Below are 23,626 nucleotides of genomic sequence, written 5' to 3' on the forward strand. Positions count from 1 at the left end.
TGGAATGCCGGCGTCACGTATAAGTTGAGGGACTCTTCGCCCCTCCCATATTGCTGACCTGCCCCCTGCAAACAGGGCCAGCTGGAGCCTAGTAAAGTTCGTTTTTGAACGGTCCCGGTTTTCAGTGCCAAAGGCAATGTTAGTCTTCGGCGTTCTGTTGGTCCGTCAGTTGGGCCTGCAGGCCCAACTGACGGACGTATTCGGCAGGCGGCACTTCACCGAGAGCCCTGTGAGGCCGACTCTCGTTGTATTCGACCCGCCATCGCTCAATCTGCTCACTGGCGTCGGCCAGCGATGTGAACCAGTGCACGTTCAGGCATTCATCGCGAAGCGTGCCGTTGAACGACTCCACGAATGCGTTATCCGTTGGCTTGCCGGGCCGGCTGAAGGCAATCTCGACCTTGTGATGGTAAGCCCACAGGTCCATCACCTGACTCGTAAATTCCGAGCCGTTGTCACAAAACAGCGTGCGGGGCGCTCCGCGTTTGCTCCTCAATTCATCCAGTGCACGCACGACATCTGAAGCGCTCAGTCGCTGGCCAACATCGATGGCTAGTGCTTCGCGCGTAAAGACGTCGATGATGGTCAGCGCGCGGAACCTCTGGCCGTTCGAAAGCTGGTCGGCGACGAAGTCCAAACTCCACGCCTGATTTGCCGCCGTCGACTTTGCACGTGCCGGGCGGCTCATCTGTGCACGTCGCTTGCGATTTGGTCTGTAGCGCAGCGACAGCCCTTCCTCACGATACAAACGGTACAGCCGATTCTTGCTGACCTGATAGCCCTCCCGTAGCAGCAGCACGCGTATCTTGCGGTAACCATAGCGCACCCGCGTCGCCGCGATTTCACACATGCGCTGCCGCAATGCAGTCTGCGGGTCGCGGTGGCTGCGATACTGGTACACCGAGCGCGATATGGCCACCAGGCGGCAGGCACGCCGCTCTGCTACTCCATAGGCGGACTTTAGATAATCCACGACATGGCGCCTCGGCGATGAATTCACCACTTTTTTTTCAATACGTCGGTCAGCATCGCCTTGTCCAACGTCAGCTCCGCGACCACCTTCTTCAGTTGGACGTTCTCGTCTTGAAGCTGCTTGAGCTGCCGCACCTGGTCCGTCTGCAAACCGGCATATACCTTCTTCCAGCGATAGAAGGTTTGCTCCGAAATGCCCACGTGACGAATCAGTTCCGCTACCGGCATGCCTGCTTCGGCCTGTTTCAACACCGCCACAATCTGCTCCACACTGAAGCGCTTGCGTTTCATCGTACGGCTCCTTTCATACTGAAAAAGTCCGCCGAAAACTCGCTTACATCATGGCACTGTTTGCTGGGGGCCGCTCATTTTCGGAGAAGAAGACGAACATGAAGAAGCGCTTTACGGAACAGCAAATCATCGGGTTTCTGAAGGAAGCCGAAGCCGGTATGGCGGTCAAGGAACTGTGCAGGAAGCACGGGTTCAGTGACGCGTCGTTCGTATGCGGTCTTTTAACGACGCCCATCAGAGGTTGGGAGTGGCAGGCATGCTCCATGGCATGAGGGCGGCATAGTCGTCGGCGGTTGCGGCGAGCGGCAACCTGGTGAACAGCCAGACCAGATAGCGATACGGCTCGACGCCGTTCGCCTTGCACGTCTCGACGAGGGAGTACAGGTTGGCGCTGGCCTGCGCGCCAGCGACAGTATCGGAGAACAGCCAGCCCTTGCGGCCGACGACGAACGGCCGGATCGCGTTCTCGCACAGGTTGTTCGAGATCGGCCAGTTGCCGTTACCGACGTATCGGACCAGCTTGGGCCACTGTCCGCTCATGTACTGCAATGCCTTGCCGAGCAGACTCGACGGCACGACGCCCGGCAGATGCTCAACCAGCATGCGCTCGATGATGGCGAGCACGCGGGCGCTGTACCGAGCGCGCAGTCGTTGCCGACGTTCAGACTTCCACTTCGCGCTGCGCACCTCGGCCGCGAACAGCTTGCCGATCAGCACGACGAAGCGCGTGGCCAGCAGATCCGGCGAGCGTGCCGCCTTCGGCACCGACTCCTCGGCCTTGATGAAGCTGCGGCGCACGTGTGCCCAGCATCCGAGATGCACGAGCTGGTGATCGTGGGCGATTCCGTTGTAGAGCTCGTACCCGTCAGTCATCAGCACGGTGCCAGGCTGCACGCCAGCATAGAGCTTCTGCGCATGCTGGGCGCCGCGCCCCGGCGAGTACGAGAACATCCGTACTGGTGGCCCCGAGCCGTTGACCTGCGCCCACAGGTAACTCTTCGCCTGCGGCCTTCGTCCCGGTTCCTTCAGCACCTGGAACGTTGTCTCGTCGCCGTAGATCAGGTCCGACTCGAGCAGCGCGTCGCGCATCAGGTTGATCACCGGCTGCGTGGCCAGTCCCACCCGCACCACGCTGGCGGCCAGCGTGTTGGACGAGATGTCGCCGCCGAAGCGACGCAGCAGCGTGGCTTGGCGATACAGTGGCATACCGTACTGGTACTTGCCAGTGATGATCCACGCCAGCGCGGATTCCGTGAGCAACCCGCGCGGGATGATACGCGCTGGCGCCGGCGTGACCTTGATGCCGAGATCACAGCACGGGCACGCGTACTTGACGCGCTGGTGCTGAACGACGCGGACCTGCTCGGGAATCACGTCAAGCTGTTCGCTCGTCTCGACGCCGATCTCGACGAGAGCCTGGCCATCATGCGCGCAGAATCGTTCAGACTCGGGTAGTTCGTGCCGCACGACCTCGCGCGGCAAGTTCGGATCGAGTGGTTTGCGTCCGCGCTTGCCTCGCGTGTGGGCGGCGACAGACGTGCCGGGCGCGTCCTCGCGCGCGGGCGCATCGGTAGTGGTGGCCAATGCTTCAGCTTCGTTGAACAGGCCGAGTTGGTCGGCATGGCGCGCCTCGCTAGAGGCACCGAACAGTTCGTGCTTGTAGGCCCGCAGCTTCTCTTCGGCCAGATCGCGCTGGGCCGTCACGAGTCGAAGCTCACCGCGCAGCGCGTCGCGTTCGGCGCTCGCGGCAATCAGCGCTTCGTATTCCTCCGCGCTCAACATGACGGGGCTATTCGGCATGGCCGATTAGACCATGCCATCTGCGTAGTGTTCAGCTCATCCGCGCGTAATATCGCTGGGGATGCTTCTGGATCACGGCCAGGTCGATGCCGTCGAGCAGCCAGTGCAACTGCTCAGTGCTGAGCGTGATCGTGTCGCCGCCGTTCGGCCAGACGAAGCGGTCGGCTTCGAGTCGCTTGAGCAGCAACCAGAAGCCGTTGCCGCCCCAGCCGAGGATCTTGACTCGATCACGACGGCGGTTGCCGAAGACGAACAGCGCCGAGGTCATTGAGTTCAGGCGCATCGCCTGTTCGACCAGGATCGACAGCCCGTTGATGCCCATGCGGAAGTCGACGGGATCGCGATGCAGGTAGACCTTCAGCCCTTCGTCGAACCGGAACACGGCAGCCTCCCGAGCATCTGGATCACCGTGGCCAGCTCATCGACACTCGCCTCGCCGAGATCGAATTCGACACCATTGGACAAGCGCACATGTAACGAGAGCGCCATCAACGACGGGGCTGGTGGCAATACTGGGGAAGCGGCAGGCACAGTCGACGCAGTCGTGACGACAGGAACGAATGCTCGCGCTTCACTCATTGGAACCCGATGTGCAGTGCCCGGAATGTCGATCGATACGCCGTCGATCACCAGCGGGTCCGGCCTCGTCGGGGTTTGCAGCGTATGCTGCTGATGGCGCGAGATCCAGCGACGCAACTGGTTCGGATTAACGTCATGGTCCATGGCCGCCCGGGCGATCGATACCCCCGGCCTCAGGCAAAACTCGACCAGCTCCCGCACGGCATCTTCATCAAATTCCCGCCGGCCATCCCGTCTGCGGCCAACCACCAGTCTGCTTCGAAGGTCCTGTTTCTCTGTCATCACGGTCTGAGTGCATGTGTCCACGCGGACACTTAGCATCTGACCTTCTGCCTACCATTGGTAGGGCGTCGTTTATTGACGGCTTACCGTCGTTCTACACCTGGCGCGCGAAGTTCGGCGGCATGGAAGTCTCGGAAGCCCGCCGGCTCAAGGATCTCGAGGTGGAGAATGCCCGGCTGAAGAAACTGCTGGCCGAAGCAATGCTCGATATGGAAGCGTTGAAGGTCGTCGTCAAGGGAAAGCCCTGAGCCCGCAAGCCAAACGCGAAGCAGTGTCGGCGATTCGGGAGAAGGTCAACATCTCCGAGCGCCGCGCCTGCCGGCTTGTCGGGCTTTCTCGCGGCGTGCTGCATTACGACGCGAAGCCGGACCACGAGAATGAGGTGCTCGCGGCGCGTCTGGTGGAGTTGGCGCACGAACGTCGTCGATTCGACTACCGTCGACTGCACGCCCTGGTGGAGCGCGAAGGCACGCACGCCAATCACAAGCGCATCTATCGCCTTTACCGTGAGGCAGGGCTGGCTGTGCGGCGCCGTCGCAAGCGCCAGGGTGTCATGATTGAGCGCGAGCAACTGGCATTGCCGGGCGCGCCCAACGAGGTGTGGTCAATCGATTTCGTGATGGATGCGCTTTCCAACGGCCGGCGCGTGAAGTGCCTGACCGTCGTCGACGACTTCACGAAAGAGGCTGTCGACATCGTCGTCGACCATGGCATCTCAGGTTTGTATGTCGCTCGGGTATTGGACCGTGCAGCTCGCTTCCGTGGCTATCCCAAGGCGGTGCGAACCGACCAGGGACCCGAATTTACGAGCCGCGCGCTTGACCAGTGGGCATATGCGAACGGCGTCACGCTGAAGTTGATTCAGGCGGGCAAGCCAACGCAGAATGCGTACATCGAATCGTTCAACGGCAAGTTCCGCGACGAATGCCTTAACGAGCACTGGTTCACGACGCTCGCGCACGCTCGGGCTGTCATCGCGGCATGGCGTCAGGACTACAACGAGCAAAGGCCGCACAGCGCACTGAACTACCTTGCGCCGTCAGAGTTTGCGGCGAAACATCGGGCAACCGCGGATGCTCCTGCCGCTTTCCAGGAGCTGGTTTAAAGGGACTTTGCTAGAAGCCCATTGGCCCTATTGATGGGGGCACGTCACGCCGTCTGGTCGTGTGGTAGCGCCCATCACGAAGAGCAACGGACCACGGATCCCAGTCAACGCCCCCAATGCCGCCACGGATCTGCACGCCTCATACATACATAACAACCGTTGAATCGCATGATTTCTGCACTGCTTTTTTACGACAAGGCGATTTCGCGCGACAGCAGGCAGCTAGATGATACGAAAACTCTCAGCAATAGAAATTTCCTTATGAAAATAGCTTCTCAGTGGTTCGTCACATTGCTCTACCGCACGGTCTGCGGTGAGAAGATACTCGCGGCCTCCCCATTGACGACGTATCACCCTTAGGATGGCACTAAGATCACCTGCGAAGTGTGCCGAAAAAAGAAGGTCAATCGATGGCCATTGAGAATTCATGAATGCACGAACGAGCTCGCGCCGCAATGTCTTGCACTTGTCCCAGTCAAAGAACGAGATAGATGAAAAGAAGTAAGGTGGATCATTACCTATTCTCACTTCATCGTACACAACAGGAAACGATGCAACGATGAGTCGGCTAACTGGTTCGCCCTGACGTTGCAGTGTATATGCTAGCGCAGCCCAGGCAGCGGCGACTTGCGATCGCTTGTTCACATTCCCAGCGTCTTGAATCAAGTTAGCCCAAGCATCGATTCCAACTACGCCTATTCGCCAAGCGGGAATTCCGGCTAGCCTGTACGACAACTCGCCAATAAGCATAAGCACTCGATTTCGAGCGGTGCGGCCCAATCGATTGAGAAGCGCCAAATTGTCACCGACATCTCGTGACGCCCCATCAGCGGCAACCGCAAACTCAAAAATATCCGTCGCGCTAACAATATTTTCTTCAATCAGTTCCTCGACCTGCTTTTCCCCTGCCGCATCCGCTGACTCAAGCCCTCGTTGTACAAAAAGCTTGGCCAATGCCGTTCGCTGCGAATCAGCGACGCGATCGAGTATCGCCAAGGTCATAGCCAAACCATCTCGCAACGGTACTACTCCAGCCAGCAGAACCCGAGCAATTTGTGTCGATGCCTCTTCCACTATGGTTTGCAAAATACGCAGCACGGTTTGCGTGATCTCGCCATAGGAAAGCACCGCGGAAAGCTGATCCTCCCCAACGTCATCAATCAGGGTTGCCATGACATGCGCTGCTCTACGTGACGTCAAGCTATCGGATTGACATACCCACAAGACATTGGATTCAGTGAAGGAAAGTGACTGAATCAACAATCTGTTTGAAGAGGACGTTTCCGGAAGTTGAGAGATGGCCACGCGCAAGCTATCGCACGTGTCGTCATCTAAGGAAGCATCCAGCAATGGTCGATCGAACTCGGGAACATCGAGTCGTGTTGTTCGCCAGATCGTGCTCAGTGCACCCAATATGGTCTCTCGATCAGCGCTTTTCAGCAAAAATCTCAAAACTGGTGCATGCTGGGGTTTTGAAAGTATCGGTAGCATGTAGCGACGAGCACGTGCCAAGACATAGGGATTGTCTACGCCCCCTTGATAATTAAATAATTTCTCCACATGCGTACTGGGCCCGTCACCGTCGAGCAGCTCAATGATGCGCGCAGCGAACCGTCGGCTGGCGGCACAGAGTTGCCATAGGGTTCTAGCTGATGTCGCACCTAACAGATTGCCTGGGTCATCCAAGGTGATTCGTTGTTCTATTGCATCACCGACGGCGGCGACGACTACGTGAGAAACTTCCGCTTCGTTCCTTTGCAGATATTGGAGCGCTTCCGAAGGCTGCCTCTCCGCACTCGTGCCGACTGTACGCATAGAATGAACAGCAATAGACACCGGCATTCTCGTGTGGGTGAACTTTCCCAGTAGTGTGTCGATATATTGAAGTGCATCAAATACGCTGTCTTGCACACGAATCTCGTCGATCGCTCTCAAGATTACTGGCCGCAACTCGTCTACTCGCACTGAAAGAAGATCTCGAGAATTCAGGATATCTAGCAATCCAAGTACCGCTGAAGTCGACTGGCTACTTTGGCTCCAAAGTTCGCTCCAGAGAAGTGCGACCCGTAGGTCCAACTCGTTAGCTCGCTTATCCAAGCCGAGGAAGCGAAGCGTCTGCCTGTCCACAAGACTAGGATGTGAGCTTGCAAAGAGTCGCTCGACCAATACTTGGGTCCACCGGTGCCGAGGTGTGCGCTCCACGATTTCGATGCGCCGGCCACCGAAACCCGAAAATCGCTGACGAGCGGCGACGGGAGCGAACGACAGATCGATATCCCTTCCAGCAACCTGTCTCGGGCCGATACTGAAGGTTGACAAACTGAATTTCGATCTCATATCAGGCCACAACGCCGCCAACACGCGCTCGGCAATAAGCTCAGCACTTCGCTCGAACCCAAATGCCACGATAGGGCGCCGCGACTCCAGGAAAAGCGCCTCAACAAGCTCGAAAAGTCTCGGCCCGCTGACATCGAACATGATGCGACGTGTCGGCGGCGGAGGCAGACCTTCTTCCACGCCCTTTACATCTCGTCCAAACGGTGTCAATAGCGCAAGGTATGCGTCGAGGGCTGGAGCGGACATCCACTCTCGCGTCGGAATCAACAAACTTCTTGTCAAAACACAGCCGGCCCGTGGTGCAGTAAGGTCCTGCCACGTTCGAGCCAGAACGTAATACGAACCACTAGGTAACGGATACGCAGTAAGATATGGATCGAACGATTCCCCCGGCCCCAGTGAGCCCGAGATGTCGGAGATTCTGTCGACTGTATCTTGATCTTCCCTTTCTAAGGAAATCGAGGATGCCAGGAGTTCATGCCCACGACGATAACCGTGGAGTTGCTGTTTCACCGAACCATACATGCTGGCCGCCTCAACCAGTAACAAGCCAAGCGACTGGAAGCGTAATATCACCGTGTTGTTGTACACCCTCCACTGAGTCAGTGACAACAAACCCGAAGTCTTCCAACTCGCCCTCAGCGAATGATTCGCGAAACACCCGATCGTCTCCAAGATCGCCGCCTACGACGCTTACACCGAAGACACGCACATCCAGTTTCTCCGTGTTAATCACACGCCCTGCGAACAATGGATATTGCTGTGTCAGGTAGCGAAGCGGGCCCGCCTCTTGACTCTCTGGGTCAAGAAGATCCCAAGCTGATACAACGACTGCAACGCGTGGGCGCCGAGACGGCGACACGCTTTTGAGAGTGTGCTCCAGAAAGCGGAGTAGCTCACACAGGAAGACCTGTGTCGGAAGCTTCTTAGAGTCTGCATCACTGCCTCGCAGACGCAAGAGACGCTCCATATTGACCCAGTCCGGCGGTGCAATATTCTGCTCTGAATGGACGCGCACAAAAAGCAGGGCTCCCGTCGAGTTTTTCAGTTTCTCGAGCCACTGCTGGGGAATTTCGAGTGTCTCAACTGCCTGCTTCCATAGCTCACCACGCACGTCTGGCACGGTCAACTCGATTTCCGCTGGATTTTTATCGCCGGCTAAAATCAGTGATACCGAGAAATTAGTGCGCCTTGTTTCAAGGGTTTGGTTCGAGCGTGGAGCAAATTCTCCCTGCAGCAGATGACTCAGAATTTCCTCGACGTACTCGATATCGCCAGGCGAACGAGCTGCTTTCAACTTCCCATGTCCGGAGTTGAGCGTCGCCCAGAGACGACCCAGGTAGTTCGTCTTGCCGGAATCCGGACCACCGACGAGCACGATTGCTTGTGACGTCATTCCGGTTGCTCCTCTCTTCGATAGTTCAGTATCCATCTCCCAGATTCAGATGCACCATGATCTGACCACAGAGTGCGAGCGCCCGCATCGCCGGCTACCGAGCTCAAGATCAATCCTTCGATGCCATGTCCGGCGTTGACCTCTACCCCATCTGCAAAGGACGCAATTTCGACAACCTCGAGCTCGAATCCGCACTGACGCCCAGTCCCCGCTATGCCTTCGATAACGGACATCGGAACTTCACCCGCGTCACGACGAGTCAACACAAGTTTGATCTTGGGCTTGTTCGGCCGCAGGTGCTCCGAGAGACGTTTAATCAAAAGAGTCGTTCGGTGTGCAGCAAGTCGCCGCGTCGCGACTTCACGCAATTGTCGTCCATCGACCATGACCCAGACGCAATCCGCTGACTTCAAGAAATCAAAGCGATCTGCTCGGTTCGTATCGATCAACGATGTCGACCACTCACCAGGTAAATCGGGGAGAAGCAAATCGACGAAGTCGCCAGTTTCCCGAGATCGCAACCTAATATGCAGTAGACCAGCGGCACGTGCATCCGCCTGCACGGTGTGAGCAGTCATTTGCTCCGGTGGCTGCCCCCGATTCCATCGTCTTGCGCCGCGCGCTATCTCATCAAGCGCCATCAGAGTTCGGCTGTCAGCAAAATCGAAATGCTTCAATTTTGCACTCGAAAGCAAGAGATAAAGACTAGCGAGCGCAGCGGTCTTACCTGCGTCTGGTGAACCGACGATACCAATCATATGGCAGTACCGCGCGGACATTAACGTGGCGGCATCGTTCAGAGTCAATGCATGAGAAGCTGGCAACTGTGCCGCTTGCGCAGGCTCCTCCAACGGTGCCAAGTCAACAGACAGGATTTCATTCACGCCGTCAACACTGGCCCCTTCCCGCTCGGGACAACCAGCGGGTTCTTTGTAGTTTAGGAGGCAGATTCCTGTTTGTGCGACAGTGCAATTAGGCCTATTGCAGGTGAGCTCCATACTTATACACCTGGGTTAGGAGAGCCGACCAGATAGAGCATTGCAGATTCGGCCAATGCTCGCGCGCACCAATCGGACAAGAGTCGAGACTTATCGGTAGCTTGGTTCACGCCTTGTTGCCCTGCAATCGCAGATAGCAGAGGGAACACCTGAATACATCGCGTTGCGCGAGCCTGTGCACCCGACGGCAAAGCAAATTTCGCGCGCACCGGCTCAAGATTGGAGAGAAGTTCCGCAAGCGTTAACTGAACATCTTCTCGTACCTGACGAAGCACGAGATGCTTGTGCGCGACGCTGGGAGGCCTGCGCAACAAGCGCCCCAATTCAACTGCTGCGGCCAACGCAGCCGGCACTGTCGGTGCCAACGAGAATTGCCGATCGAGCAGTGAACTCCTGTCCCCAAGAGTCCACCACAGGATGTCAATTTCTTCGCGATCGAGCACTGCGTTGGTCCGAAGTGCCTTAACAGTATCTGCAAGGGCCTCTTTGATCGCCTCCTCAATATCAGCGCTTGCGGCACTCTCGGGCCACTCAACCTCTGCTTCGGGAACTTCAAGGCGCTGACGAGAACGCTCCGCAATGGCCGCAACGTAGCGGTATGCGACGCTTTCCACGTTGTCACATAGTTGCTTAAGTTTCGGCCGCTCGGTGGGGCGAACGTGAGAGAGTGCGAGCCATACACCTACTGCAAGAACCGTTCTTAGAGACGGTTTCATAAAGGCTGTTCGGCGCGCCGGAGGGTATTCCAGCAGATCAGGCAGCAACCGAGTTTGAGGAACGCGCCGTGAATGTCAGCACGGCGCTCGAAACGAATACGGAGACGACGGAAGTGATGCAGCCAGGCATGCGTGCGTTCCACGACCCAGCGATATTTGCCAAGGCCGCTGCCGTGTTCGGTACGGCGCTTGGCGATCACCGGCTCGATACCGCGATTGCGCAACGCACGTCGATGTCGCTCGGAATCGTATCCGCGATCGGCGTAGACCACACGCGGTCTGTGCAGCGGGTGGCCGCGCAAACCGCGAATCGGCGGAATCGCGTCGATCAGCGGCAGCAATTGCGTGACGTCGTTGACGTTCGCGCCGGTCAGGATCGCGGCGAGCGGCGTGCCGTTGGCGTCGGTGACGATGTGGTGCTTGGAACCGGGTCGCGCGCGATCGGTAGGGTTTGGCCCAGTTTTTGGCCTGCCCCAACGGCGCGAATCGATGATGAATCGACAGCGGCTCGAGAGAAGTCGATCTGGTCTGCTGCTCGCAGCTTCGCGAGCAGCAGCTCGTGCAAGCGGTCCCACACGCCGGCAACCTGCCAGTCGCGTAGCCGTCGCCAACATGTCACGCCCGAGCCGCAACCCATCTCGGCAGGCAGATCGCGCCAGCGCAGTCCGGTCTTGAGAACGAACAAGATGCCGGTCAGCGCGGCGCGGTTCGAAACCGGCAGGCGGCCCGGGTTCTTCTTGCGCCGTGGCTTGGATGGCGGCAGTAACGGCTCGATCAGTGTCCACAACTCGTCGTCGATGATCGGCTTGGCCATCTCCTCAGTCTCGGTTGTTTCGATGCCTGAGGTTAACAGCTCGCCGCGAAAGTTAACAGCCCCAAGGGGCCATTTTGAAACCGTCTCTTATCGTAAACCAACTAGCTCCAGCATCGCTTCTGTCTATCGCGCGCCCAACGGCCAACAGTGCACAGACGAGCGCCTGGAGTTCGTTCCCTTCGTAAATAAAGGATGGACTGGACTCCTTGATAACTGCCTCAACAACCACTGAGATTGGCTGTGGCATTACGCCGCTGCCAACACCAACAGCTAGCGCGTTACCGATATCAAGAAGTGCATCGAGATTATTATTTTCAGTAAATTTCTTGGCAAGTGACTCGATTGCCTCGTCGCGCTTGGTGACCAAGTCGTCGGAGGGATTGGGATCAAAGATTCGGACATATGTCGCTGTGTCGAACATGTTTAGTCTCACTCGTCTGTTATTTCTTCTGTTGTACTTCGTCAATCACGCGCTTGAGATCATCCAGCCGACCGCTGTCACGCAGCTCCTCAAGTACCTGTGCCTCGATAGGGTGTGTTAGAGCCTCGGTCCAATCTGCTGGCAACGCCCCCAGTTTTACCAGCACTTCAATACGCCTTGCCGGAATAAGATCCCGGAAGAACTGTAGCCGAAGCATGGCGAATTGGTCGCTCACGACAGGAACTCCTTCGGTGCTCCCCACTTCATCCGGCAGCAACCGGTCGTCGGCAACAGGACCTCCTACGGGGTTGTGTTGCTCAGACCGAACTTGTGGGTGGGGCGCTTCTCTGAAATTCGGGCAGCCAAGGCTGTACACACAATGCTCATCACCCAATCGGCTTCCATCTGCACGAAACTCCTTATCGTCGTCTGACCAAGAACGCGGTGTAACGGTCACCTGCAAACGATCGTTGGTAGCATCCCAAGCAAATTGCAGAATATTGTAAGTGTAGGTATACCCGTCGTCAGCATGTGGAGGAACGGCTGCGCCTGCCGCGAGCATCATGACGTCACAACCGTCACGAACTTTCTCCACTCGAGCGGATGGGTTGTGTTCGTGCCCCGTAATGAGTACGCGAGCGCGATTGCGGATATATCTGGCCGCATCGTCAGAATCCTGCAGCCAGCCAAGAGGATGATGAGCAATGAGCACAACCTCCTCACCTGCGGCTATCGGCACGACACGCTGGCGCGCCCCAAGGAGAAGTTTCCCATATTCCTCTTTCAGTCCGCCGCAGAGCAAAGCTGTGTTCAAGCCAATGAAGCGGAGAATCCTGTTCGGCGCTATCTCGACTGTACGAGCGCCAGCGTTGCCTCCTGCGAAATCCAGCGGACATCCATAGCCTTCGGCGAAGGGACGGTATCCCTCAAACCGGGAGTAAAACAATTCGCGATCGTCAGACGTTTTTAGCACCTCGTCGAGTACAGGCTCACCGTTCGCTGCAATATCTTCCAGCGCTTTGCGAATCAGATGTGTGACTTTGGTACGGTCGACGTCATGATTTCCCGGCACCGTTTGAATAGCGACAATTGGGCACCCAGCAGCAGCTGCCAGCTGGTCGAGCCAATCTGCCGCTTTCCTATACTCCTCTGCTCGCCCCGCATACGCGATGTCGCCGGAAATGATGATGCCGTTCGCACGTTGTTCGGGAAGGCCTCGTACCATCACGCGCACATCGTCCACAAGTCGTGCCTTCACGTCATCATGGACTACAAGGGTGCCGCCTTTTTCTTGGCCGAAATGGATATCTGACAGATGGATATACGAGACGCCCATGTTTTCCCCGTAGTGACTGTTTTATCGCACAGGTGCAAACTGCGATGGCAAAAATTCTATTATCCGTTACGGATGTTTGAATAGCACCCAATCCATGACAACGCCCTCGACCATCGTCTGATTCTTCGCCATCCCGCACGCACCGGGTCGAAATCTGGGCAAAAAAAAGCCCTCGTGACGAGGGCTTTCAGATCGATTACGGTTTCCAAGGTTTGTTGCCGGTCACCCCGCTAACTTTCCAAACTTTGTTGCCGTTTCCAAACTTTATTGTGACGGAACAGCCCGGACTTACGCGAAGTTCTTCACTGCGAAGTCCCAGTTCACGATGTTCCAGAACGCTTCGACGAACTTCGGACGTGCGTTGCGGTAGTCGATGTAGTACGCGTGTTCCCACACGTCGATCGTCAGCAGCGGCTTGTCGGCCGTCGTCAGCGGCGTGGCGGCGTTGCTCGTCGACACGATGTCGAGCGAACCGTCGGCCTTCTTCACGAGCCATGCCCAGCCCGAACCGAACGTGCCGACCGCGGCCTTCGTGAACGCTTCCTTGAATGCGTCGTACGAACCCCACTTCGCGTTGATCGCGTCGCCCAGCGCGCCCGACGGTGCGCCGCCGCCGTTCGGCGACAGGCTGTTCCAGAAGAACGTGTGGTTCCAGATTTGCGCGGCGTTGTTGAAGATGCCGCCCGACGACTTCTTCACGATCTCTTCCAGCGACAGGTTTTCGAATTCCGTGCCCGGGATCAGATTGTTCAGGTTCGTCACATATGCCTGGTGATGCTTGCCGTAGTGGTACTCGATCGTCTCTTTCGAGATGGTCGGCGCGAGTGCGTCTTCAGCGTACGGGAGCGGCGGGAGCGTATGAGCCATGGCGATTCCTTCGTTGAGTATGTAGGGAGGCTGTGTTGAATGCTGCCGAGCGTCCGATTGTAGGCGAGTCCGAATATCCCCGCAAACTCACGGGCATTTATCCGCGGTATGCAGAAAATCGCCGCTGGCGCTTCATCCGGCAGGACGAGACGACGATGCGCAGCATCCGTTCCCGCGTCCGGCGTCCGGTATATCCGGACCGCCGGGCGCGCGACCTTCGTTTCGCTTACGCCGTCGTCGTCGTCGTCACATCGTGTCGGTCAGCCGCGGCTGCACGTCGGCGAGCGACACGTCGGCCGAGCCTTCGGCAAGATGCACGGTGAGTCGGCGCTGCGGCTTCAACGCGCTCGGCGCGCGCACCGCGCGGCCGGTCTGCGTGTCGATCAGCGCCGCATAGCCGCGCTCGAGCGTGCGCTGCGGGCTCAGCACCTCGAGCCGCGCCGCGCAGGCCGACACGCGCGCGGTATCGCGCTCGTGACGGCGCTGCAGCGCCACCGCGAGACGTTGAGACAGCCCGGCGAGCGCCTGACGCGCCTGCGCCGGGTCGGGCCGCGCGCGCTGCCAGCGCAATTGCGCGAGCGCGAAACGCGCACGCGCGTCGCGCACCGGCCGCGACGCCGCCGACGCGAGCCGCACCGCCAGCTGTTCGACGTGCGTGCGTTGCCGCTGCAGCCGTTCGGCCGGGCTGACGAGCCGGCGCGCGAGCCAGTCGAGCTGCTGCGCACGCTGCTCGAGCCCGCGTTCCAGGCTGCGCGCAAGCGCGCGCTGACGGTCGGCAACCTCGCGCAACAGCAACGCGCGCTGCGGACTCGCGAGCTCGGCCGCGCCGGTCGGCGTCGGCGCGCGCAGGTCGGCCGCGAAGTCCGCGATCGTGAAATCGGTTTCGTGGCCGACGCCGCTGACGACCGGCAGTTCGCTCGCCGCGATCGCTCGTGCGAGCGCTTCGTCGTTGAACGACCACAGATCCTCGATCGACCCGCCGCCGCGACAGACGAGCAGCACGTCGACCTCGCGCCGCGCATTCGCGGTCTGCACGGCCGCGACGAGCTTTTCCGCGGAACCGGCACCCTGCACGGGCGCCGGATAGACGATCACCGGAATGTGCGGCGCGCGGCGCGCGAGCGTGGTCAGCACGTCACGCAGCGCGGCGGCCTGCAGCGACGTGACGATGCCGATCGCGCGCGGATGCGCAGGCAGCGGCCGCTTGCGCTCGGCAGCGAACAGCCCCTCGGCCTCGAGCTGCGCCTTCAGCCGCAGGAACGCCTCGTACAGACGCCCTTGGCCCGTGCGCCGCACGGCCTCGACGTTGAGCTGCACTTCGCCGCGCGGCTCGTACATCGTGACGACCGCGCGCACCTCGATCCGGTCACCTTCGCGCGGCGTGAATTCCGCGTACTGCGCGCGACCGCGGAACATCACGCAGCGCATCTGCGCCTGCTGGTCCTTGATCGAGAAATACCAGTGGCCGCTCGCGGCACGCGTGAAATTCGACACTTCACCCGAAATCCACAGCAGCGGAAACGAGCGCTCGAGCATCGTCGAAATCGCGCGATTGAGCGCCGAAACGGGAATCACTTCGTCGCCGCCGCGCGTGGCGCCGGGAGCGGAAAAAGGAGAGTCGGAAAGCATGGGCGGTCGGATGAATGCTGGCGGCGACACGATAGTCCGACACGCGCGCGGCGTCCAGCGCCGGCCGCGCGCACTGCAACACGCGGAAGGTGTCCACACTCTGGCAATCGTCCGCCAAAAACGCTTGAAAACCGTGAAAAAACCAGACAATTCCGCGTAACACGTTGATTTTTATATATTTTTAAACCTTACAGTTTTGTTCGACGCCGATTCGAAGTCCATCCGGCGGGCGTTTGACGCGAACGGGCGGGGAGTTTTTCACAGAGTTATCCACAACCCGCTCAGATCTGCCCCCATCGGATGCGTCGCCCGGCCGCGCTTGCCGCGCCCGCGTGCGGCGCGCTAGAGTGCCGCCTTCCGAAGACCTTGCGGCATGCGCCGCCCAACGGAGAATCCGTCTTGATGAATCCGTCCCACGCCGCGGTGCACGACGCGCCGCATCCGGCCCGATGAGCGCGCCCGGCGGCCCGCTCGCGCGGCTCGAAGCACGCCTCACGCGCGAATGGCAGCGACGCGGCGCCCTCGCCTGGGCGCTCACGCCGTTCGCGTGCGTGTTCGGCCTGTGCGCGGCGCTGCGCCGCACGGCCTACGCGCAGGGCTGGAAGCAACCGGTCGACGTCGGCGTGCCCGTCGTCGTGGTCGGCAACGTGACCGTCGGCGGCACCGGCAAGACGCCGACCGTGATCGCGCTCGTCGACGCGTTGCGCGCGGCCGGGTTCACGCCGGGCATCGTGTCGCGCGGCTACGGCGCGAACGTGAAGACACCCACCGCGGTCACGCCCGCATCGCGCGCGAGCGCGGCCGGCGACGAGCCGCTGCTGATCGCGCGCCGCACCGGCGCGCCGGTGTGGGTGTGCCCCGACCGCGTCGCGGCCGCGCAGGCGCTGCGCGCCGCGCACCCGGACGTCGACGTGATCGTCAGCGACGACGGCCTCCAGCACTACCGTCTCGCCCGCACGGTCGAGCTCGTCGTGTTCGACCACCGGCTCGGCGGCAACGGCTTCCTGCTGCCGGCCGGGCCGCTGCGCGAGCCGCTGTCGCGCCACCGCGACGCGACGCTCGTCAACGATCCGTACAGCGGCGCGCTGCCGCCGTGGCCCGACACCTATGCGCTCGCGCTCACGCCGGGCGCCGCGTGGCACCTCGATCAGCCGGCGCTGCGCCGCCCGCTGTCGCAATTCGCGAACGAGCGCGTGCTCGCCGCGGCCGGCATCGGCGCGCCGGAACGCTTCTTCGCGACGCTGCGCGCGGCCGGCCTCGCACCGGCGACGCGCGCGCTGCCCGACCACTACGCGTTCGCCGACAATCCGTTCGTCGACGACGCGGTCGATGCGATCCTGATCACCGAGAAGGATGCAGTAAAATTGGGCGCTTCCTGGCGCGACGCTCGGCTGTGGGTCGTCCCCGTCGAAGCCGCGCTCGATCCTCGCCTCATTGCCCTCGTTGTGGAGAAACTCCGTGGACGCTCGCCTGCTTGAAATCCTTGTGTGCCCTATCTGCAAAGGCCCGCTCCACTATGACCGCGCCGCGCAAGAGCTGATCTGCAACGCGGACAAGCTTGCCTACCCGATCCGCGACGGCATCCCCGTGATGCTCGTCGACGAAGCACGCCAGACCGTCGAAGGCACGCCGGTCGACCCCGCCGGCCCGGCCGGCAGCTGACGCCGCACCGCTGCACCGGCACCTGGCCGCGGTTCGCCGCGGCCGCGTGCCCCTGCCCCGGGCGGCCTGCCTTCGACGCGCCGCCCGCCCCGCTCTTCTCACCGCCCAGCCCCGATGACTCATCCGCAGCCCTTCATCGCCGTTATTCCTGCCCGGCTCGCGTCGACGCGTCTGCCGAACAAGCCGCTCGCCGATCTCGGCGGCAAGCCGATGGTCGTCCGCGTCGCCGAGCGTGCGCGCGAAGCGGGCGCGCAGCAGGTGCTCGTCGCGTCCGACGCGCAGAGCGTCCTCGACGCGGCCCGCGAGCACGGTTTCGAAGCGGTGCTGACACGCGCCGACCATCCGTCGGGCACCGACCGGCTCGCGGAAGTCGCCGCGACGTTCGGGTGGAGCGACGACACCGTCGTCGTCAACGTGCAGGGCGACGAACCACTGATCGACCCGGCGCTCGTGCGCGACGTAGCGTCGCACCTCGCCGCGCATCCGGACTGCGCGATCGCGACCGCGGCGCACCCGATCCACGCCGCCGCCGACGTGTTCAACCCGAACATCGTGAAGGTCGCGCTCGACGCGCGCAACGTCGCGATGTACTTCTCGCGCGCGCCGATTCCGTGGAGCCGCGATGCGTACCAGCCGCACTGGCCCGACGTTGCGGCCATGCCGGCACCGGCCTTTCCGGTCCATCGTCACATCGGCCTCTACGCGTATCGCGCGCGTTTTCTGCGCACCTATCCGTCGCTCGCGCAGGCGCCGATCGAGCAGGCCGAGCAGCTCGAACAGCTGCGCGCGATGTGGCACGGCGAGCGCATCGCGGTGCTGATCACCGAGCATGCGCCCGAAGCCGGCATCGACACGCCGGCCGATCTCGCACGCGTGCAGGCCCTTTTTCGGCCGGGTTCAAAATAACCCGTGGCATAATCAGGCGATTGTGCGAGCCGTCCGCGACCCGCGCGTCCTCGCTTGACCCCGCCACGGCCCGCCCCGGCAGCCGCGCGTCGCTTTTCGCCGACGCGCCGCATCAGACCGGTCCGCCGCGCGCAAGGCAAGCCCCGCGCACGCTGTCGCCGACACTTTTGCGTCTCGCCACACGAATCTACATACTGGAGATATCACCATGCGTTTGATCCTGTTGGGCGCGCCCGGCGCGGGAAAGGGCACCCAGGCAAACTTCATCAAGGAAAAGTTCGGCATCCCGCAAATCTCGACGGGCGACATGCTGCGCGCGGCCGTCAAGGCCGGCACGCCGCTCGGCATCGAGGCGAAGCGTTTCATGGACGAAGGCAAGCTCGTGACGGACGACCTGATCATCGGTCTCGTGAAGGAGCGCCTGAAGGAAGCCGATTGTGCGAACGGCTATCTGTTCGATGGCTTCCCTCGCACGATCGCGCAGGCTGACGCGATGAAGGAAGCCGGCGTCGCGATCGATTACGTGCTCGAAATCGACGTCCCGTTCTCGGAAATCGTCGAGCGCATGAGCGGCCGCCGCACGCACCCGGCGTCGGGTCGCACGTACCACGTCAAGTTCAATCCGCCGAAGGTCGAGGGCGTGGACGACGTGACGGGCGAACCGCTGATCCAGCGCGACGACGACAAGGAAGAAACCGTCAAGAAGCGTCTCGAAGTGTACGAAGCGCAGACCAAGCCGCTGATCAAGTACTACGGCGACTGGGCGCAGCGCGGCGAGGAAAATGGCCTGAAGGCCCCGCAGTATCGCAAGATCTCGGGCCTCGGCAGCGTCGACGAAATCCGCGAGCGTGCGTTCGACGCACTGAAGTAAGCACAGCGTCGTGCACCGCGAGCCGCCCTTCCGGGCGGCTTTTTTTTCGTCTGCTGCAGCCGTTTCGTCTGACCTGGGTTCGCACGACCGTGCCGCACTGGCCGGCGCGCGACGGCGCCCCGTACAATCGATCGAACGCGTGCGCCGTGTGGATCGGCGCACCGGCCTTTCCTCCGATCGACCGGCATCGGACCCAAAACCAAGGAGACAGTGATGGAGATTCGCGGCAACGTCTTTCTGATCACGGGCGGCGCATCGGGCCTCGGCGCCGGAACGGCCCGCATGCTCGCGCAGGCCGGCGGCAAGGTCGTGCTCGCCGACCTGAACGAGGCGGCCGGCACGGCGCTCGCGACCGAGCTGGGCGGCCTGTTCGTGCGCTGCGACGTGTCGAGCGAGGCCGATGCGCAAGCGGCCGTCGACGCCGCGACGCGCGCGGGCACGCTGCGCGGCCTCGTGAACTGCGCGGGCATCGCGCCCGCCGCGAAAACCGTCGGCAAGGACGGCGCGCATCCGCTCGACGTATTCGCGAAAACGATCAACGTGAACCTGGTCGGCACCTTCAACATGATCCGGCTCGCGGCCGCTGCGATGACTGCGACCGCGCCGAACGACGGCGGCGAGCGCGGCGTGATCGTCAGCACCGCATCGGTCGCGGCCTACGACGGACAGATCGGCCAGGCCGCGTACGCGGCATCGAAGGCCGGCCTCGCGGGCATGACGCTGCCGATCGCACGCGACCTGTCGCGCAGCGGCATCCGCGTGATGACGATCGCGCCCGGGCTGTTCGAGACGCCGATGCTGCTTGGCATGCCGAAGGACGTGCAGGACGCGCTCGGCGCGATGGTGCCGTTCCCGCCGCGGCTCGGCAAACCGGACGAATACGCGATGCTGGTGCGCCATATCGTCGAAAACCCGATGCTCAACGGCGAAGTAATCCGCCTCGACGGCGCGATCCGGATGCAGCCGAAGTAAGGGCCACGCAATTACTAATGAAAAACGCCCGCGATGCGGGCGTTTTCACGTTCGGCGTTTCGGCGCTACCGCGACGGCTCAGTCCTCGTCGTCGCGCTGCATCCGCTGCCGCAACTCGGTCACCTGCGATTCGACGACGGTCGCGTCGTCCGCATCGGGCCGCTCGCCGAGATACTGCTCGAGATCCTCGAGCGCCGGGCGCAGATAGTCGAGCCGCGCATAGGCGAAGCCGCGGTCGCGCACCTCGTCGAGCTGTTCCGGCAGCAGGATCACGAGCCGCTGCTGCACGGCAAGCAGCCGCTGCCAGCGTTCCGTCTGCAGGTAGATCGTCTTCAGGTTGCGCAGCATCCGCGCGATGATCTCGCGGCTCGTGGCCGGCTGCAGCAGCGCGCGCAACGCGCTGTCGACCGCGCCCGCCGCGCGCGCGACGTACGGCTCGAGCATCTCGACCATCTCGGCTTCGGACAGCGAATGACCGTTGGTCGGATCGATGATCAGGTCGCCGTCCGGCAGCGTCACGCGCAGCAGGAAGTGGCCGGGAAACGACACGCCGCGCGCCGGCACGCCGATCTGCTCGGCGAGCTCCAGGTACAGCACCGACAGCGAGATCGGAATCCCGCGCCGCCGCTTCAGCACCGCGTTCAGGTGGCTGTTATCGGGGTCGTAGTAATCGTTGTGATTGCACGCGAAGCCGAGTTCGCGGAAGAAGAACTCGTTCAGCGCGGCGACGCGGTCCTTCAGGTCCGCATCGTCGGCGAGCCGGCGGCGCAGCCGCGCGGCCAGCATGTCGATTTCGGCCAGCGTGCCCTGCAGGTCGAGGTCGGGATACGCGTCCTGTGCGAGCGACAGCGCGGTTTCCGTGACGGGCAGACTGTCGTCGTCCGCCACGAGCGTGCTGAAGTAGTCGAGGACGCGGGTCATTGCGGTCGTCACTTGGCGCGCCTTCTGAAGTAAGCGTATTTGAAGCCCATCACCCACAACATACCGAAATATAGTGCAGCGAACAGCACCAGGCACGCCGCCATCAGCGCGATGCGATCGAGCGGCTGCGCGCGCATGCCGGTCCAGTCGAAGCTGATCGCGCACCAGTGCATCAGGCCCGCGAGCACGAGCGCCGCGCCGATCAGTTGCATGAAGAAGCGCAGCCAGCCCGGCGACGGCTGGTAGATGCCGCGCTTGCGCAGCCCGAGGAACAGCAGCAGCGAGTTCAGGCATGCGCCGACGCCGATGCTCAGCGTGAGGCCCGCATGGCCGATCAGCGGCACGAACACGTAGTTCGAGATCTGCGTGACGATCAGCACGCCGATCGCGATCTTCACGGGCGTCTTGATGTCCTGCTTCGCGTAGAAGCCCGGCGCGAGGATCTTGATCAGGATGATGCCGACAAGGCCGATCCCGTAGGTCGCGAGCGCGCGCGCGACCATCGTGACCGTATGCGCGTCGAACTTGCCGTAGTTGAACAGCGTCGCGGTGAGCGGCGTCGCGAAGAAGAACAGCGCGAGCGCGCTCGGCGCCGCGAGCAGGAACGTGACGCGCAGCCCCCAGTCGAGCAGTGCCGAATACTCGTGCGAATCGGCGTCGACGTGCGCCTTCGACAGGCTCGGCAGCAGGATCGTGCCGAGCGCGACGCCGAGCAGCGCGGTCGGGAATTCCATCAGGCGGTCGGCGTAGTTGATCCACGACACGGCGCCCTGCCCGAGCCGCGACGCGATGTTGGTGTTGATGATCAACGACAGTTGCGCGACCGACACCGCGAACGTCGCGGGCACCATCTTCGCGAGCACGCGCTTCACGCCGGGATGACGCAGCGCGCGCACCGGGTTGAGGCCGATCAGCGGCACCATGTCGATCTTCTTCAGCCCCGGCAGTTGCACGATGAACTGCAGCACGCCGCCGACGATGACGGCCCATGCGAGCGCGTAGACCGGCACCTTCAGGTGCGGCGCGACGAACACGGCCGCGGCGATGAACGCGACGTTGAGCAGCACCGGCGCGAACGCCGGCAGCGAGAAGCTCTTGTAGGTATTCAGCACGCCGGACGCGAGTGTCGTCAGCGAGATGAACACGATGTACGGGAACATGATCCGCGTCATCGTGACCGCGAGCGGGAACGCCTGCCCGTCGGTATGCAGGCCGGACGCGACCGCGAACACGACCCACGACGCACCGGCGATCCCGAGGACCGACAGCACGGCGAGCGCCCAGGCGAGCACGGTCGACATCGCGTCGACGAGCGCCTTGGTCGCATCGTGCCCCTGCTGGTTCTTGAACTCGGCCAGGATCGGCACGAACGCCTGCGAGAACGCGCCTTCGGCGGACAGGCGGCGCAGCAGGTTCGGGATGCGGAAAGCGACGTAGAACGCGTCGGTGTATTGACTGGCGCCGAACGCACGGGCGATCAGCGTCTCGCGGGCCAGTCCGGTCACGCGCGACAGCAGCGTGAAGCCGCTGACCGTCAGCAGGGCTCGGAATAGATTCATGGGGCGCTTATTATACGGACGTTGCGTGTCCCGGCACGGACGGATGCCGAAAAGGGCCCACGTCGCCGGCGCCCCCGTCCGACCGACGTCACGTTGACCTTGCCACGCGCTTGATTTTGTTGCTATAATCGCCGGTTTCTGAGCCTGTTACATGCACGGCGCCTGTCGTTTTCATGTCTCGGCCTCGGTTAAAATCACCGTTTTTTATGCGCCCCTGGGCAATCGTTCTCAGGGGACGGATCGAAAAGCAGCGCTTGGCCGTCAGGCTCCAAGCTCTGGAAACAGGACAGGATAAGGAACCGTCATGGCTAACTCCGCACAAGCACGCAAGCGCGCCCGCCAAGCCGCGAAGGCAAATTCGCACAACTCGGCGCTGCGCTCGAAATTCCGTACCGCGATCAAGTCGGTTCGCAAGGCTGTTGAAGCCGGCGACCAGGCAAAGGCTGCCGAGCTGTTCAAGGCTGCCGTGAAGACGATCGACACGATCGCCGACAAGAAGATCGTTCACAAGAACAAGGCCGCTCGCAGCAAGAGCCGCCTCGCCGCAGCCGTCAAGGGTCTGCAGGCAGCAGCGTAAATCCGGTGCGCCCGCTCTCGCGGGCGTTCCTGTTTCCTGCGATCGCAAAAAAGCCCGCCTAGGCGGGCTTTTTGTCGTGCGTCGCCCGCGCATGGCGCCGGGCGACCGTCAGACGCGGGCGCGGGATGCTCCCTCGCCCGCCCAACTCACTTCTTCTCGTTGTAGTCCGGCAACTCGCACGCCTCGGTGACGACGAGGTTGTTGTCCTTCGCGAAGTTCAGCACGAAATCGAACGCCATTGGCTCGATGTCGCGCAGCCGGGAATCGAGGATCACGCATTTCAGGTCGCCGAGCATCGTCGGGCGCACGTACAGCGAATATTTCAGGCGCGCGTTCGGCCCGCTCGCACCCGGCCCGAAACAGGCCATCACGCCAGCCAGACGCTCCGACCAGTCGCTCGGGCGAAACTTTTTCCCGTCTTTCGTGATGCCCTGGATGAAGAATTCGGTCGGAGGGGTTTCAGCCATGTGGTTACCCAAGTGACGGCCCGGCGATGTCCAGGCGACGGCGCCTGGATACGCGAACACAAAGCTGGAGTGGACGGCGACACATGCGCTCCGATATCCCGAAAACAGGACGTCGCTGCGTGCCGCCGGCGCGCCGCACCGGATTTGT

At 61.6% G+C, this 23,626-nt stretch carries 22 protein-coding genes and 3 pseudogenes; 8 read left to right on the plus strand and 17 right to left on the minus strand.

The window, feature by feature from the left end:
- Positions 1-139: 139 nt before the first annotated feature.
- A protein-coding gene (locus WS87_RS14310; protein WP_107938141.1) for an IS3 family transposase occupies positions 140-1,263 on the minus strand; the annotation gives its coding sequence in 2 pieces (ribosomal slippage) (positions 140-1,002 and positions 1,002-1,263; 1,125 coding nt in all).
- 98 nt (positions 1,264-1,361) lie between these two features.
- Between WS87_RS14310 and WS87_RS14315 the strand changes: the two are divergent.
- Positions 1,362-1,472: pseudogene (locus WS87_RS14315) on the plus strand (transposase); the annotation flags it as partial.
- Between the two features lie 25 nt (positions 1,473-1,497).
- On the opposite strand, the gene tnpC reads toward WS87_RS14315, so the two are convergent.
- The 3 genes from tnpC to WS87_RS14330 are packed head-to-tail and all read right to left on the minus strand — an operon-like array spanning position 1,498 to position 3,963.
- On the minus strand, positions 1,498-3,063 hold the full coding sequence (gene tnpC, locus WS87_RS14320; RefSeq protein WP_059820731.1) for an IS66 family transposase: 1,566 nt from the start codon (positions 3,061-3,063) through the stop codon (positions 1,498-1,500).
- Between the two features lie 31 nt (positions 3,064-3,094).
- A complete protein-coding gene (tnpB, locus tag WS87_RS14325; RefSeq protein WP_059531434.1) occupies positions 3,095-3,445 on the minus strand; it encodes an IS66 family insertion sequence element accessory protein TnpB in 351 nt (116 codons plus the stop codon).
- On the minus strand, positions 3,421-3,963 hold the full coding sequence (locus WS87_RS14330; RefSeq protein WP_059531437.1) for a transposase: 543 nt from the start codon (positions 3,961-3,963) through the stop codon (positions 3,421-3,423). The genes tnpB and WS87_RS14330 overlap by 25 nt, the downstream gene beginning before the upstream one ends.
- A 50-nt stretch (positions 3,964-4,013) precedes the next feature.
- Between WS87_RS14330 and WS87_RS14335 the strand changes: the two are divergent.
- Positions 4,014-5,029 (plus strand): annotated as a pseudogene (locus WS87_RS14335) (IS3-like element IS407 family transposase); the annotation flags it as partial.
- A 222-nt stretch (positions 5,030-5,251) separates the two neighbouring features.
- Here WS87_RS14335 and WS87_RS33625 read toward each other — a convergent pair.
- From WS87_RS33625 to xseA, 10 genes and pseudogenes are all read right to left on the minus strand, one after another.
- On the minus strand, positions 5,252-7,612 hold the full coding sequence (locus WS87_RS33625) for a hypothetical protein (RefSeq protein WP_159085686.1): 2,361 nt from the start codon (positions 7,610-7,612) through the stop codon (positions 5,252-5,254).
- A gap of 24 nt (positions 7,613-7,636) precedes the next feature.
- Positions 7,637-7,891, minus strand: a pseudogene (locus tag WS87_RS34705) (GAP1-N1 domain-containing protein); the annotation flags it as partial.
- 10 nt (positions 7,892-7,901) lie between these two features.
- The gene (locus WS87_RS33630; protein WP_063901412.1) at positions 7,902-8,762 is read right to left on the minus strand and encodes a hypothetical protein; all 861 of its coding nucleotides are present in this window, start codon (positions 8,760-8,762) and stop codon (positions 7,902-7,904) included.
- Positions 8,759-9,760, minus strand: coding sequence for a TRAFAC clade GTPase domain-containing protein (locus tag WS87_RS33635; protein WP_155674615.1), 1,002 nt, complete (start codon positions 9,758-9,760; stop codon positions 8,759-8,761). Before WS87_RS33635 ends, WS87_RS33630 begins: the two co-directional genes overlap by 4 nt.
- Before the next feature lie 2 nt (positions 9,761-9,762).
- Positions 9,763-10,476 (minus strand): GTPase-associated system all-helical protein GASH, encoded by a 714-nt coding sequence (locus WS87_RS33640; protein WP_159085687.1) that lies wholly within the window; start codon positions 10,474-10,476, stop codon positions 9,763-9,765.
- Positions 10,473-11,290 (minus strand): IS5 family transposase gene (locus tag WS87_RS14345; RefSeq protein ID WP_107938028.1). Its coding sequence is split into 2 segments (ribosomal slippage): positions 10,473-10,942 and positions 10,942-11,290, totalling 819 coding nucleotides; the frame shifts between segments, so codons are not numbered across the junction. The genes WS87_RS33640 and WS87_RS14345 overlap by 4 nt, the downstream gene beginning before the upstream one ends.
- A gap of 52 nt (positions 11,291-11,342) precedes the next feature.
- Complete coding sequence (locus tag WS87_RS33645; RefSeq protein ID WP_159085688.1) at positions 11,343-11,711, minus strand: GTPase-associated system all-helical protein GASH; 369 nt, start codon at positions 11,709-11,711, stop codon at positions 11,343-11,345.
- Between the two features lie 19 nt (positions 11,712-11,730).
- Entirely contained in the window at positions 11,731-13,047 is a 1,317-nt protein-coding gene (locus WS87_RS14350; protein ID WP_082750732.1) for a metallophosphoesterase, read from the minus strand.
- A 288-nt stretch (positions 13,048-13,335) separates the two neighbouring features.
- Entirely contained in the window at positions 13,336-13,914 is a 579-nt protein-coding gene (sodB, locus tag WS87_RS14355; protein WP_059820303.1) for a superoxide dismutase [Fe], read from the minus strand.
- Positions 13,915-14,160: 246 nt separating this feature from the next.
- Complete coding sequence (gene xseA / locus WS87_RS14360) at positions 14,161-15,543, minus strand: exodeoxyribonuclease VII large subunit (protein ID WP_059690570.1); 1,383 nt, start codon at positions 15,541-15,543, stop codon at positions 14,161-14,163.
- Positions 15,544-15,992: 449 nt separating this feature from the next.
- Between xseA and lpxK the strand changes: the two genes are divergently transcribed.
- The 5 genes from lpxK (at position 15,993) to WS87_RS14385 (ending at position 19,954) form a co-directional block, all read left to right on the plus strand.
- Positions 15,993-17,021, plus strand: a complete 1,029-nt coding sequence (gene lpxK, locus WS87_RS14365; protein ID WP_059820304.1) for a tetraacyldisaccharide 4'-kinase — start codon at positions 15,993-15,995, stop codon at positions 17,019-17,021.
- Positions 17,002-17,205 (plus strand): Trm112 family protein, encoded by a 204-nt coding sequence (locus WS87_RS14370; RefSeq protein ID WP_006750935.1) that lies wholly within the window; start codon positions 17,002-17,004, stop codon positions 17,203-17,205. The genes lpxK and WS87_RS14370 overlap by 20 nt, the downstream gene beginning before the upstream one ends.
- 114 nt (positions 17,206-17,319) lie before the next feature.
- A complete protein-coding gene (kdsB, locus tag WS87_RS14375; RefSeq protein WP_059527793.1) occupies positions 17,320-18,111 on the plus strand; it encodes a 3-deoxy-manno-octulosonate cytidylyltransferase in 792 nt (263 codons plus the stop codon).
- Between the two features lie 208 nt (positions 18,112-18,319).
- Entirely contained in the window at positions 18,320-18,982 is a 663-nt protein-coding gene (adk, locus tag WS87_RS14380; protein WP_059607999.1) for an adenylate kinase, read from the plus strand.
- Between the two features lie 213 nt (positions 18,983-19,195).
- A complete protein-coding gene (locus WS87_RS14385) occupies positions 19,196-19,954 on the plus strand; it encodes an SDR family NAD(P)-dependent oxidoreductase (RefSeq protein WP_059820305.1) in 759 nt (252 codons plus the stop codon).
- Between the two features lie 78 nt (positions 19,955-20,032).
- Here WS87_RS14385 and WS87_RS14390 read toward each other — a convergent pair whose 3' ends face one another.
- Both WS87_RS14390 and murJ read right to left on the minus strand, forming a co-directional pair.
- On the minus strand, positions 20,033-20,875 hold the full coding sequence (locus WS87_RS14390) for a SirB1 family protein (protein ID WP_059528320.1): 843 nt from the start codon (positions 20,873-20,875) through the stop codon (positions 20,033-20,035).
- Between the two features lie 8 nt (positions 20,876-20,883).
- Positions 20,884-22,434, minus strand: a complete 1,551-nt coding sequence (gene murJ, locus WS87_RS14395; RefSeq protein WP_059527801.1) for a murein biosynthesis integral membrane protein MurJ — start codon at positions 22,432-22,434, stop codon at positions 20,884-20,886.
- A 304-nt stretch (positions 22,435-22,738) separates the two neighbouring features.
- Here murJ and rpsT point away from each other — a divergent pair, with 304 nt between their 5' ends.
- The gene (gene rpsT, locus WS87_RS14400; protein WP_006482211.1) at positions 22,739-23,011 is read left to right on the plus strand and encodes a 30S ribosomal protein S20; all 273 of its coding nucleotides are present in this window, start codon (positions 22,739-22,741) and stop codon (positions 23,009-23,011) included.
- Between the two features lie 146 nt (positions 23,012-23,157).
- Here rpsT and WS87_RS14405 read toward each other — a convergent pair whose 3' ends face one another.
- The gene (locus WS87_RS14405; RefSeq protein WP_006762342.1) at positions 23,158-23,478 is read right to left on the minus strand and encodes a DUF3579 domain-containing protein; all 321 of its coding nucleotides are present in this window, start codon (positions 23,476-23,478) and stop codon (positions 23,158-23,160) included.
- Between the last annotated feature and the right edge of the window lie 148 nt (positions 23,479-23,626).

Source organism: Burkholderia sp. MSMB0856, from assembly GCF_001524645.2.
In the GTDB taxonomy this organism is placed as follows: Bacteria; Pseudomonadota; Gammaproteobacteria; order Burkholderiales; family Burkholderiaceae; genus Burkholderia; species Burkholderia diffusa.